Below are 12,635 nucleotides of genomic sequence, written 5' to 3'. Positions count from 1 at the left end.
AAAGCATGTCCAGGGTCTCAAGATGCATAGATAACGGTCCTATGGAGGCATTCTGGGGAATGATGAAATCAGAGATGTATTATCTTAAAAAGTTCAATTCCTACGACGATTTGGAAAAGGCGATCAACGAATACATAGAGTACTACAATAATCATCGATATCAAAAGAGGCTCAACTGTATGACTCCACTAGAGTATAGACAGTATCTTTTGAATACAGCCGCATAAAAAAATGATGCCAACCACAACTCAATGATTGGCATCATAAAACTTTTTGTTTTTATACTGTCTACTTGACAGGGGGCACTTCAATAAGGTAAGACGGTCAGTAAATTAATCACTTTAAAACTAATAATTTTCTCAAAGCATATCCAAGAATTCATTAATTTCTCTTGCAGGTATTCCAGCAACTATCGCATTGCGCTCTATATCTTGTAATGTTATATCTAATGCAAATGTCCCCATACTTTCTACCCCCACCTATTTTTTTATACATTGCATTCCAGATAATGTTTCTATTAACTCCCTAAAGGAGGTCTCAATAATCTTCTATTATTAACCTTTCTTCTTTAATTCTTCAATAACCTTTTTGGCCCATTGTCGGTCGTTATCACTATGGAAGGAGAACTTTTCATTTTCATGTATTCGATAACTGATGCCCGCCCGATTGAATGCTTCTAGTAACTCTACCGCATCTTCAAAATCATATTCTACACTCATAACTCACCATCCTTATTAATATCACCATCTGGCAACTGTTAATCTTAGCTTTATGCATTTATAATCACCACATTATACATTTTCTAAAAGTTTTAACTCACAATAATATTTTAGCACGCATCCGCTTTTATTATTTTCGACTTCCCTACACGGCTTGGATTTATATACACCCTTACAAGGGATATATGCTCTCAGTTCTTCAACCCCTTTCTCGGCATACACCGTTTTTTGCTTCTCTGAACATACTTAAAGTAGCCATCGTCGACTATTCAATTCTTATACTCACCGTAACTACTCGAGATTCATATCTTAGGTATTATAAGCTTATTAGAGGTGTGCTCATGGAAAATGATTTATTTCAGCAAACAGTAATCAATATAGGTCCTGACGTTGTCGATGCAGTAGAAGTTTTTCTATATCGAAACCTTAGTGCAATAATTTCTCCTAATCCATCTATAATTTTAACGCCTACATTTCGAGCGGCACTTCAAGTTGCTTTGAATGACATAGGCATACGCCATAACATAGGGTTAGCAGACGATCTTAAAGATATTTTGGATATATTTATTACAGATAATGCTGGTATTATATCTGTCAGCACCACACCATAATAGCTTTATCCGTCCAATTCCAAAGTCTCTGCCACCCTCTAACTAATACCGGCTTGATTACTTGTATGTTATCTAATATCCAGGCATAACGTTTCCGGCAGCAATCCAGTATCTATCTTTTTCGCACTACAGGCAATTAGACTTGCCCATGGTTGCAGGTATTGCTTTCATACATTTCCTTCTGCATATAAACCAAGCTGTAAGCTAAAACTATTTTTAATTAACGAGTAATGGAGTGACTCATTTTGAGCAATAGCGTTATCATGTGGTCAATGTTTCTCATTCCTTGGCTTTCGCTCTTCTTTCTTCACAGCGGTGAAATTAGGCGTTGGATGCCTGTTGCAATGTTTACCGTAGTTTTGTCTACTATAATTCATGACGTAGGTACTACGTTAGGTTTTTGGGCTACTCAAGAATCAACATTTCCCTTTTATCAAATGATTCCCTATTATTACGGTGCCATGCCTGTATTAACTGTATGGGTTTTTAAGTTCACCTATGGACGTTTTTTTACATACATGGTTACTAATACAATACTCGATATAGGATTTAACTTTTTCCTACTAGATTACTTTTTACCTAGTAGAGGTATTATGAATTTTAGCATTTCCCCCTTCTTATCATTGCCAATCACTTTACTGCATGCAGCAAGCATTTACAGTTATCAGATGTGGCAGGATAATGCTCTATTTGGCGTCAAAAACATGATCGCTAATAACATACAACCAGCAGCAGCGAAGCCTCTTTCGGATCCGCAAGAAGACAAGACAAAAGACTAAAAACTCGACTTTAAGGATTGATTTATATGGACTTCTTCTACGCTCGTTTTATTATTGCTTGGACTTGTTGGTTACTATTTGCAGATAAAGCACGCTGGAAAGAAATGATCCCCGTTTGTGCCTTTGCATTATGCTTAAGTTTAATTAGCGAACAAATTGTTGATTGGCATGTAATCTATTGGGAGTATTACGGAAACGAACCAAAGATTATAAGAAAACTCATGGACGATTTTGATGTTTACATTATTGTTACTTATCTCTTTATCCAATGGCTTCCCCAAAAGCAGTCAAACTTTAATATGTTTTCTTACTGGTTCGCTTGGACTGCCTTGGCGATTACGATAGAATATATCCACTTGTATACCGGACACATGAGCCATTATAACGGATGGACACTTTGGCACTCTTATCTATCTGACTGGATATTATTTTTTTTATTTTATCAATATCATAAAATTCTTCAACTAGAAAAGTTATTGAAATAAGACGATCCGCACTCTGTATCACTCGCTAGTTCAGATTTTTCATGCTGTATTGGATAAATTATAAGATATAGCCCAATAATATTTTATAATCACTTTTACTAAAAATATTAACTTTTAAATTGCTTGCAAAGGGTGTGCTCTCTTGGATACGATAGAAATAATTATGCAGACAAAGTCTATGCTTCATAACATTGCGGTTACAAAATGGTTTACACAAGATCTATTATCTATTAAATGGTGGGGAGCAATAGGATTTGTTATTTTCTCTTACATTCTCTGTTTTTCCTTAATGGATAAGACAAGACTAACCAAAACAGTCTTATTCGGATCTCTCATATCTGTATTTGCTGTTGTAGTCGATATCATAGGCTCTAACTTTAATTACTGGACACATACAGTATTCATTCTGCCAATGACACCAAGTATTTTTCTTTACGATATTACTGCGTTACCTATGTACTATATGCTTATATATCAACACGCTTACTCATGGAAAAGCTATGCAGTATGGAATATAGGAGCATCTGCAATTATGGGATTTGTCTTTTCGCCATTACTGGCAATACTAGGTATAATACGGTTTGATAACTTTTCTAATTTCGATAACTTCCTGATGATTTCTTTTATTGGCTTTCTGGCAAAGGCAGCAACGTCCCTTATCTTTTCTTTTGAAGATCAATATCAATCAACCCAACAAACCTCACAGTCTTTAGCTCGGTTACATCCAGTGATGAAACCGTTAGATGAACAAAGAAAAAAACAAGGTGATACAGGAGATAGTCAATAATACTCTAGCTAACGGTCTTTTATTTTCTCGGTCTCCCCAATATTACCTTTCTACTATCATCCTCATAGACTATTTAGTTATTATTGGATATAATGGTTCAAAAAGAAGATAACATACCTGAAACTAATTTTTCTTTTAACGACTATTCTCATACTAGTGGATCTACAATAACTGCTGGTACGAATTTAGTTTTGGGGGAACTCCAGAGGAGTTTAAAAGTGACTGACTTTTTCTTTCCCATACTCGCCCTTCCCATAGTTACCTCACACTTAGAATCCTGATATATGATACTAGCTAGGATGCGGTAATTTACGACGTATTCATTTCTTAAAAATAAATTATAGTTATAAAATCACATGTTTTGTAAAGTATCATATTATGTAATAGGTCTCCAGTTAATCTTGATTGGTTCATTAAAAATGGCTGCCTGTTCAAAGAGCAGTCCATTTTTAATTTTTACAAATCAAACACCAAACTAAATGTGAGGAATACTATACATTAGGACACTTCCAAATTGTTGTTGCTTACATAGCAACGATCTACTGGCTGGCTTCTTTTGAGCAGTCAGTATTTTTATGCTCCCTTTACTCTCTAAATAAATTGATAACTGCTTAATCACCTTTATTTACTATAAATCATATTATGTATAACAAATGTTCCTATAGAAATTAGGAGGTGTACTACTAAATGGACTATCATTGGGAAGACCCTGAAATTGAAGAGTGGAAAGAAGTCCTTAGCACTAGAAATGAGTTCGGATTAGGATATAATACTAATTATTATCGTCGACCTTGGTCCTGCTGGCCTAGAGAAGACTACTGGTATAATGGGAATTGTAATGGACATCAATATAATGGCTGTTGGCCTAGATACTTCTGTTGGCCCAGACAGTCTTGCTGGCCTAGAGGAAATTGTTGGCCTTGGAAAGCTTGCTGGCCTAGACAAGGTTGCTGTCCGCGTTAGTTGATTCCCTACTTATTTACTCTAATAAAGCCTTCGGGCTTTTTCTTTTATTCGTCCTGCCCCGCCGCGTCAGCTTTTCTGCCTTCTTTGCGCTCCGCTTCCGTTTTGAAGGCTCGACTAGAAAGGGATCTTTTCCTTTGTGAAAATCACTGAGCCAAATTGAGTAAGATCAGCTGGATCTTTTTTCTCAGCTGGCCTATCGGATTTATAATCTAAAAACTCTACTGAAACAGTCTCCGTACAGTCTTACTATTGCTCTAAAGGTAATGCATGACTGCAGCTAGCCATTACTAGGCGGCAGGTTCTACAAACTGATACGGTACAAAACAGTATGTCCTTAGAGCAGATTTACTTTTGGCGTTGTATCGCTATAAACGCATTTTTCTTTACATAGGCACATGAATCTCGTGCCCTTATAAATATATTAATTATTATAAAGAAGTAAATTATTAAAACTTTCATATTGGTTACACTACCAGTAGGAGATGATCATTATGAAAAAAGAAGTAAATCAAATGGATTCAAGTATTCCTGAATCTGAAATAGTTCCCGAAAATCAAGATCCTATAGACACTGTGAATACGGACCCACAAGCTAAAGGTAACTATGAGAGCTTCGTAATAAGTAACAATCAAATGCCAAGCTAATATGCTTGCCGCTTCTTCAATGAAGCGGCTTTTCAATGTAATGAAAGGTGCTGGTGTTAACCATTGCTCTTTACCATTAGATATTGCCAGCTATGTTCTCACCCACACTTTTAGCTTTTCCTTTAGATAGGCAAAAAAGCTCTTCACTAAAAGGCAGCAATAAGCCAATGCCTTTAACAGAGCCGCATGCCTACCTACGTTTACTGTAGGTCGCAAATCTAACTCAACCAAGGTAATTACTACTTGTCCATTTTTTACGCTGCCGGAGGCTCTTCCGGCTCAATCTCTTCCACTATTTTATACCCCTTAATTTGGGCAAGAATACGGTAGAATTTCTTAATTGATTCTTCCGGCATATCCATCTGCAGAGTTACTTTTCCTGCTTTATAATCTTCAAACGTACCTGACCAGTAGCCTTGAAACTCAACTGCCATTCCCACCCCTCCCATATAAGGTATGAATTACTGCTTTTCCAACATTACTTTGATTTTTTATTTTTAGTCTTTCTTCAAAGAAAACTTACAGTAGCTTTTTAGCTATTATTAATATCTCACTTATTCTAATACAATTGCTATCCCACTTTTACAGCAAAATAGTCACAGAGATTAAATGAACTTGAAGGAGTTTTCTTACTACATCTATAAAGTACTATTAAAACAATCCATTGTTAGGGGGCTACCAATGAACGCCATATATGCCCGCGTATCAACAGATGCGCAAGCGGAAACAGGTTATTCCATTAATGATCAAATCCGAACTTGCCGTGAACATGCTGAGAAAAATGGATTAGGAATCGTTGAATATATAGATGATGGTTATTCTGGAGAATATCTCGAAAGACCCGCCCTAGAACAACTCAGAGACGATTTGCGAGCGAAGCTGATCCATAATGTCATTGTCTATGATCCTGACCGTCTGAGCCGTAATTTGACGAATCAGTTACTTTTGGCAGATGAAATCGAAAAGGCAAACGCACAGCTTATTTTTATTACTCATGATTATGATGCTTCGCCAGAAGGAAGATTGTTTTTTTCGATTCGCGGAGCCATATCAGCATTTGAAAAAGCAAAGATTCGTGAACGCACGATAAGAGGCAAACGCTCAAAGGCTCTTTCGGGTAAACTTACCTTTAATGACGATGCTTATGGCTATACGTATGATAAAGAAAATTCCATGTGTATCATCAATCCTGAAGAGGCAGAAATCGTAAAACTCATCTTCCAACTCTATACCACAAGAAATTACGGTGTAAACAGTCTATATGCAGAATTAAAATCGATGGGCGTACTAAATCGTAAAGGTAAACCGTTCGGCCTTGCTACGATTGACTACATGCTTTCCAATGAAACCTATGCAGGTACGAAATGGAGTTTTAAGCAGTATCTAAAAAATGTAGGTCCCCAAAAACGAGAAAGAAGCATTCGGGATAAATCGGAATGGATCCCCATCACCGTACCGGCCATTATTGATCGTGAAACGTGGGAAAAAGCTGTAGAGTGCCGCCGTATCAACAAGGTTGTTGCAAAGCGTAATTCCAAACATGATTACTTATTATCCGGCATCATACGCTGCACCGGATGCGGGTACGCCATGCGCGGAGTAAATTATCATCGAGGCAATAAGGACTACCGATACTATGTTTGTAGTGCGTATATAAACGGTCATGAATGTGATTACCGCAAAACCATTTCCTCACAAGAACTGGATGATGCAGTATGGTTAGAGTTAACGGAGACCGCTAAAAGTAAGCGAGGCTTATCAATCTATCAAAATAACACTACCGATACCACTGCAGTTAAAGTTGATCTTGAAGAACAACTGACAAAACTAAAGAAGCGACAATCCGCAATCATTAAATGGGTTGCTGACGGAATACTAGAAACAGAAGCAGCAGAAAAAGACTTACAATCCATTAGCAAAGAAGTCGCAGCAACTAAAAATGCTATTAGTGCTCTTGCTGTTATCCCCTCTGTCAAATCCATCCGCTCAAAAGATATTCTCAAGGCTACAACGTTTGAAGAGAAACGACGTCTGCTAATTGCTTACGGTATTAAGGTTTTTGCAAAACGCGAAAACGGCAGCATCGTATATACCATAAAGGTTTAAGGCAATTTCCTATATTGGAACTATATCATTCACCTTATATCTATGCATGACGAGGCAATGAGTGCGTCAATAAAGAAGTATAGTATGAGAGAAGGAGACATCCACACTACAAAGGAACGACAACTCAGCCTACAGCGTGGATTTGTCATCTATCTCCTACTTGCCTTATTACGCCGTCACCACCGAATGGAACATATTTTTAGCTTACGTGGCAACCCTATGAATGACTATTTCCAAGAATCCTTAAACATGGAACGAGAACATATTGCTCACCTTATAACGATGGCACAAAATTTAATGTAGCATCTAGTATTGGTATTTCTCTTCTATAAGCACAAAGACATAAGGAACACAAATAATCCTATACATTATTTGTGTTCCTTGTTATGCTGTAAATCAGCATATTGTCTTTGTGTTTATTTATGAAGAGAAACTCTTGCTATATTTAGTGAAAATAATGCATACTAAGCATAATACTACTAATTAAGGAGCACTTATGTTAGATCTCATCGTACCACAAGACTTATCGCCTATGCCAATAAAGAAATACTTACACTCTTATATTGGTCTTTCGCTCACAATATGGCGAAAAATTAAAAACACAGGTTCTATCATAGTCAATGGAAAAGAAGTTACTATAGCATATGTAATTGAACCTGGTGATATCATTGCATTACATTGGCCGCAACCTTGCGATATCGTACCTACAAATATTCCTTTGGATATTGCATATGAGGATGACACTTTGCTTATTATTAATAAACCAGCTGGAATGTTAATCCATCCAACAACATCTGAACATGCAAGTACACTCGGAAATGCCATTATGTATTATTTTCATAAGCAGGGACTCTCTCATGCCTTTCATCCAGTCCATCGCTTAGATCGCAATACCTCTGGTTTAGTATTAATTGCAAAATATCCTCATATTCAGCATCTATTATCCTTAAATGGTGCTAAAAATATTAACAGGCAGTATCTCGCACTTGCAACAGGCATCTTAAAACCCTCAGAAGGTATCATAGATGCTCCCATTGCCAGGCATCCTGATAGTATTATCCAACGTATCGTTGATCCTAACGGACAAGCTGCCACAACTTGCTATCAAGTACTCAAACCATTAATAAATGCTTGTGTTGTCCAATTAACACTACTGACTGGACGTACTCATCAAATTCGAGTCCATCTTTCTCATCTTGGTCATCCAATTATAGGAGACGACTTATACGGGGGGACAAGGGACTTAATCGCTCGTCAAGCGTTACATGCGGCCAGACTTTATTTTACGCATCCTCTTTCAGGTAAAGTCATTGATGTAGCCAGCCAACTTTCAAATGACATTTCAAACCTAATTGACAAGCTTTCCGAGAATAGAAAATAACTTATTACTGTTTAGGACTAAAAGGATACAAAGAACTACCTCTAAAAACAATCACCTTTTAGTATACTTTTTTGTACACAACCTTGCTAAAATCTGGTATAATTAACATAGTAAAAAACTTTTAGGAGGAATTACTTTGCCATTAGTTACAACCAAAGAAATGTTCAAAAAAGCTTATGACGGTCAATATGCAGTTGGCGCTTTCAATGTCAACAATATGGAAATTATTCAAGGTATTGTTGACGCTGCTAAAGAGGAGCAAGCTCCACTTATTCTCCAAGTATCTGCAGGTGCTCGTAAATATGCAAAACATATTTATCTTACAAAATTAGTAGAAGCGGCGCTAGAAGATTCAGGTTTACCTATTGCATTGCATCTGGATCATGGGGATGATTTCGAAATTTGTAAATCATGTATTGATGGTGGCTTTAGTTCAGTTATGATTGACGGCTCAAAGTATTCTTTTGAAGAAAATATCGCTTTAACTAAAAAGGTCGTAGAATATGCACATGCTCATGGTGTGGTAGTAGAAGCTGAATTAGGTAAGCTTGCCGGTGTTGAAGATGCTGTAAAAGTATCTGCCAAAGATGCAACTTATACAGATCCTGATGAAGCAGTAGAATTTGTTGAACGTACAGGCTGTGACTCTCTTGCTATTGCAATTGGCACAAGCCATGGAGCTTATAAATTTAAAGGTGAACCAAGTCTTGATTATGCACGATTAGAAAAAATTTCAAATCTACTTCCTAATTATCCGCTAGTACTTCACGGTGCATCTACTGTGCTTCCAGAGTTCGTAGCAAAATGTAATCAATTTGGTGGACATATCCCAGGTGCTCAAGGTGTACCTGAAGATATGCTATTACGCGCAGGAAAATTTGGTGTTTGCAAGATTAATATCGATACCGATCTACGATTGGCTATGACAGCTTCTATTCGTGAACATTTTATAAATAATCCTAGTGACTTTGACCCTCGCCAATACCTAAAACCCGCTAGAGAAGCAATTAAGAATATGGTAAAACATAAAATAAAAAATGTTTTAAACTGCAGTAACCGTCTGTAGTAAAAAAGCTGAGATAATAAATCTCAGCTTTTTTAGATAGCCACGTATATTTATATTGCTAGAAAGCCCTTATGCACATAATTCTAATGTGCATAAGGGCTTTTTTCTATACCGGAGGAAAAACGATTCTCTCTTCTTCTCTAAAAACTTTTATGATAAATTGAGTTGGTCTATCTTTTAAGTTCATTTCATAAACTTTATCTGCCGCATGGCCGCTAGCATTTAATATAATACGAATTTTAGGTTTAAGGGGAAATTGCTGCGTTACTTCAATTACCACGCCTATTTCTCCTGTATTAATTTGCACAAGGCTACCGACTGGAAAAATCGCAACATATTTAAAGAAAACTTTCAATATGGTTAAATCTAATTGCGTCCTAGTTAATTCTAGTAAGATTTCATAGGCCTCATGAGGCAATATGCCTCTTCTATAAGGTCTGTCTGAAATTAAGGCATCATATACATCAGCAATTGCAATAATGTTAGCATATTCATGTATCTCATCGCCCTGCAACCCCCTTGGATATCCAGAACCATTTGGTCTTTCGTGGTGCTGAAAGGCCATATGGGCAACAAGTAAAGATACTTCAGGATTCTTTCGCAGTAATTCAAAGCCAAGTAAAGAGTGGCCTTTCATAATTTCCATTTCAGCTTCAGTTAGCTTAGCTGGTTTGTTAAGTATATCTTTAGGAACAAACATTTTGCCAACATCATGTAACAATCCACCTAAAGCTAGCTCCTTCAACTTTGTCTCGCCATAGCCTAAACCTATTCCTGCAAAAACAGCTAATATAGAGACATTTACAGAATGTATAAACGTATAATCATCATAAGCACGAATATCTGTTAAGTGTATAAGTAAGTTCCTATTTGCACACACTTCATCAACTACAAGATTAGCAATTGCAGAAAACTCTCTAATATCAAGAATTTTATTAGCTCTTATCCTTAAAAAATTCTCCTTTAAAATCTTGACTGCCTTAATCCTAATTCTTTCATTAATTGGTTGAGGAATAATAATATCTTTAATATAAGGATTTTCTATATATACAGAATAAATATCAAGGTCAATGAGACGTTTAATATATTTCTCTGTAAGTACGATTCCCCATCTTAGTAATACATCTCCATCTGCATTCAATATATCCCTACCAATCACTTGACCTGGCTGCAAATTACTTGTTGAAACTCGTTGCATATTAAACCCCTCAAATTATAGAACTCATATTTTTCATTCGAATACGAATAAGTAGATCTGTGTCTATTATAGTCAAAGAATCTAATCATTGTAAATATAAATACTTCTTATTATTCGACTTTTTCTGCAATATTATCTATATAAAATATACCCACTATTCAAAAAAAGTAAGTTATATTCTACTTTTTTGTTGGTAAAAGATCTTCACTTCTAATCTTTTTACTAATAAGCGCATAACTAATTGCTCCAACAAGGCATAATACTCCACTTACAACAAATACATAATCAAAGGAATTTGTTGTCTGTAAGATATATCCTGTACCAATTGGTGCTAATGTTGCACCAATGAAGCTGGCAAAATTCTGTATTCCACCAAAAGTACCAACAGCTTCGGGTGGAGTTAAGTCACCAACAAGGGCCCATAAAACACCAACGCGCAGTGCACCAGCAAAAAGGCTAATTGTAATTAAAACTATAGCCCAAGTCGTATCTTGGATATAGTTCACCGGTATTACAGCAATAGCTGCTAATATACAACCACCCACTGTTGGAACCAGTCTGGCAGAAATCACATTCATTCCTCTTCGTATTAAATAATCAGATATCCATCCACCAATCGGTACTGCAATCACACCTGCAATAAATGGAATTGCAGCTGCCCACCCAGCCTGAGTCAAACTCATTCCTCTATGAGTTGTCAGATACGTCGGCAGCCAGGTAAAGTATAGCCAAAATACATAGGAACTCCCAATATTTCCAATATTAAACCACCAGGAGGTAGGATGATTAAACAATGCCCAAAAATTCACTTTTGGTTTATACTCTTGCTGAACGGGGGATGTCGTCCAATCATTTACATCTTCCTTATAATATTTTATCCATAAAAGTGCAACGATAATGCCAACAACACCCAAGCTGATAAACATACCTCTCCAGCCCATCCAAATCATTAAAAAGGTTAATAAAGGCGGGGCAAAACCATTCGCAATCTTCGGTCCTAAATTGATCACAGAAGATGCTATTCCTCTTTCCTCATGAGAAAAGTATTGTTGTGTAACTTGTCCCCCAATGATAAAAAAAGGTGCCTCAGCAATTCCTAATATCATTCTAGTAATATACATGGACATAAAGCCCTGAACAAAACCTCCAGCAATAGTAGCTAAAGACCAAATAAGAATTCCCCATAGAAAGATTTTCTTTGCTCCATATTTATCTACAAGCCATCCTGCTGGCAAATTTGCTAGTGAATATGGCCACATAAATGCAGACAATAACAGTCCCATTTGAATTGGATCCAAAATAAACTCTTTTGCAATTGTCGTATTAGCAATACTTAAGTTCACACGATCTAAATAATTAATAATGGAACCAAACAACATAACCATTACAATCGTCCAGCGATAATCAAATCTTTCACGCCAACCTTTAAAAATACTCACTTTTATCATTTTTTTCCTCCTGAATAAGGTTCTTCTTACATCTCATTATTATAACAACATTTCAGTCTAGCATTTACTTAAAATAAGAAGTTAATTTATAGGACGATAAAAAGACATCCACAAAAGTGAATGCCTTTTTAAATAAACTGGCAACTATCTATCCTCCCAGGCCGTTTCCAACCAAGTACTTTCGACGTATAAGGGCTTAACTACTGTGTTCGGTATGGGAACAGGTGGAACCCCTTAGCTATCGCCACCAGATATACAGAGGTAAACATCTCAAAGAGTATGCTCCCTCAAAACTTCACAGAAGCAGCGCACCCAATCTTTGTTAAAAGATTGGTGTAAGTCGCTTCGTTAGCATCGAAATGCTAACATCATTACAACTTTACAATGTCGCTATAAGCAAACGCAGTTAGGATTAGTCGCTAGCAGCCAAGCTGCTAACTTGTTT

Annotated in this window: 15 protein-coding genes and 1 rRNA gene; 11 read left to right on the top strand and 5 right to left on the bottom strand. The window is 36.6% G+C overall.

The window, feature by feature from the left end:
• On the top strand, nt 1-227 hold a 227-nt coding region (locus tag BMZ99_RS24655; RefSeq protein ID WP_139214845.1), incomplete at its 5' end, for an IS3 family transposase.
• Between the two features lie 327 nt (nt 228-554).
• Here the strand turns inward: BMZ99_RS24655 and BMZ99_RS26635 are convergent.
• A complete protein-coding gene (locus tag BMZ99_RS26635; RefSeq protein ID WP_175490700.1) occupies nt 555-719 on the bottom strand; it encodes a hypothetical protein in 165 nt (54 codons plus the stop codon).
• A 341-nt stretch (nt 720-1,060) separates the two neighbouring features.
• Between BMZ99_RS26635 and BMZ99_RS24650 the strand changes: the two genes are divergently transcribed.
• The 6 genes from BMZ99_RS24650 (at nt 1,061) to BMZ99_RS26625 (ending at nt 4,991) form a co-directional block, all read left to right on the top strand.
• A complete protein-coding gene (locus BMZ99_RS24650; protein WP_090944332.1) occupies nt 1,061-1,330 on the top strand; it encodes a hypothetical protein in 270 nt (89 codons plus the stop codon).
• A gap of 245 nt (nt 1,331-1,575) precedes the next feature.
• Nucleotides 1,576-2,109: a hypothetical protein gene (locus BMZ99_RS24645; RefSeq protein ID WP_090944329.1), complete on the top strand. Its 534-nt coding sequence runs from the start codon at nt 1,576-1,578 to the stop codon at nt 2,107-2,109.
• A 26-nt stretch (nt 2,110-2,135) separates the two neighbouring features.
• Nucleotides 2,136-2,594, top strand: coding sequence for a CBO0543 family protein (locus BMZ99_RS24640; RefSeq protein ID WP_090944326.1), 459 nt, complete (start codon nt 2,136-2,138; stop codon nt 2,592-2,594).
• 142 nt (nt 2,595-2,736) lie between these two features.
• On the top strand, nt 2,737-3,381 hold the full coding sequence (locus BMZ99_RS24635; protein ID WP_090944323.1) for a hypothetical protein: 645 nt from the start codon (nt 2,737-2,739) through the stop codon (nt 3,379-3,381).
• A gap of 826 nt (nt 3,382-4,207) precedes the next feature.
• Nucleotides 4,208-4,348, top strand: a complete 141-nt coding sequence (locus BMZ99_RS26630) for a hypothetical protein (RefSeq protein ID WP_175490699.1) — start codon at nt 4,208-4,210, stop codon at nt 4,346-4,348.
• A 490-nt stretch (nt 4,349-4,838) separates the two neighbouring features.
• Entirely contained in the window at nt 4,839-4,991 is a 153-nt protein-coding gene (locus BMZ99_RS26625; protein WP_175490698.1) for a hypothetical protein, read from the top strand.
• A 254-nt stretch (nt 4,992-5,245) separates the two neighbouring features.
• Here BMZ99_RS26625 and BMZ99_RS24625 read toward each other — a convergent pair whose 3' ends face one another.
• Nucleotides 5,246-5,425: a hypothetical protein gene (locus BMZ99_RS24625; protein WP_090944319.1), complete on the bottom strand. Its 180-nt coding sequence runs from the start codon at nt 5,423-5,425 to the stop codon at nt 5,246-5,248.
• Between the two features lie 247 nt (nt 5,426-5,672).
• On the opposite strand from BMZ99_RS24625, the gene BMZ99_RS24620 reads away from it, so the two are divergent.
• The 4 genes from BMZ99_RS24620 to fba all read left to right on the top strand — a co-directional run bounded on the left by BMZ99_RS24620 (nt 5,673) and on the right by fba (nt 9,544).
• On the top strand, nt 5,673-7,097 hold the full coding sequence (locus BMZ99_RS24620) for a recombinase family protein (protein ID WP_090944316.1): 1,425 nt from the start codon (nt 5,673-5,675) through the stop codon (nt 7,095-7,097).
• Between the two features lie 84 nt (nt 7,098-7,181).
• A complete protein-coding gene (locus BMZ99_RS24615; RefSeq protein ID WP_245755147.1) occupies nt 7,182-7,400 on the top strand; it encodes a hypothetical protein in 219 nt (72 codons plus the stop codon).
• Nucleotides 7,401-7,593: 193 nt separating this feature from the next.
• A complete protein-coding gene (locus tag BMZ99_RS24610) occupies nt 7,594-8,478 on the top strand; it encodes an RluA family pseudouridine synthase (RefSeq protein ID WP_090944313.1) in 885 nt (294 codons plus the stop codon).
• 136 nt (nt 8,479-8,614) lie between these two features.
• Nucleotides 8,615-9,544, top strand: a complete 930-nt coding sequence (gene fba, locus BMZ99_RS24605) for a class II fructose-1,6-bisphosphate aldolase (RefSeq protein WP_090944310.1) — start codon at nt 8,615-8,617, stop codon at nt 9,542-9,544.
• Between the two features lie 106 nt (nt 9,545-9,650).
• On the opposite strand, the gene BMZ99_RS24600 is transcribed toward fba, so the two are convergent.
• The 3 genes from BMZ99_RS24600 to rrf all read right to left on the bottom strand — a co-directional run bounded on the left by BMZ99_RS24600 (nt 9,651) and on the right by rrf (nt 12,442).
• Complete coding sequence (locus tag BMZ99_RS24600; RefSeq protein WP_090944307.1) at nt 9,651-10,742, bottom strand: HD-GYP domain-containing protein; 1,092 nt, start codon at nt 10,740-10,742, stop codon at nt 9,651-9,653.
• 179 nt (nt 10,743-10,921) lie between these two features.
• The gene (locus BMZ99_RS24595) at nt 10,922-12,190 is read right to left on the bottom strand and encodes an MFS transporter (protein ID WP_090944304.1); all 1,269 of its coding nucleotides are present in this window, start codon (nt 12,188-12,190) and stop codon (nt 10,922-10,924) included.
• 135 nt (nt 12,191-12,325) lie between these two features.
• Nucleotides 12,326-12,442, bottom strand: a 5S ribosomal RNA gene (rrf, locus tag BMZ99_RS24590).
• Nucleotides 12,443-12,635 lie beyond the last annotated feature (193 nt).

The organism is Pelosinus propionicus DSM 13327 (assembly GCF_900114615.1).
GTDB lineage: Bacteria > Bacillota > Negativicutes > DSM-13327 > DSM-13327 > Pelosinus > Pelosinus propionicus.
Note: the sequence above shows the minus strand (reverse complement) of the source record. Positions and strands in the feature narration are given on the sequence as shown.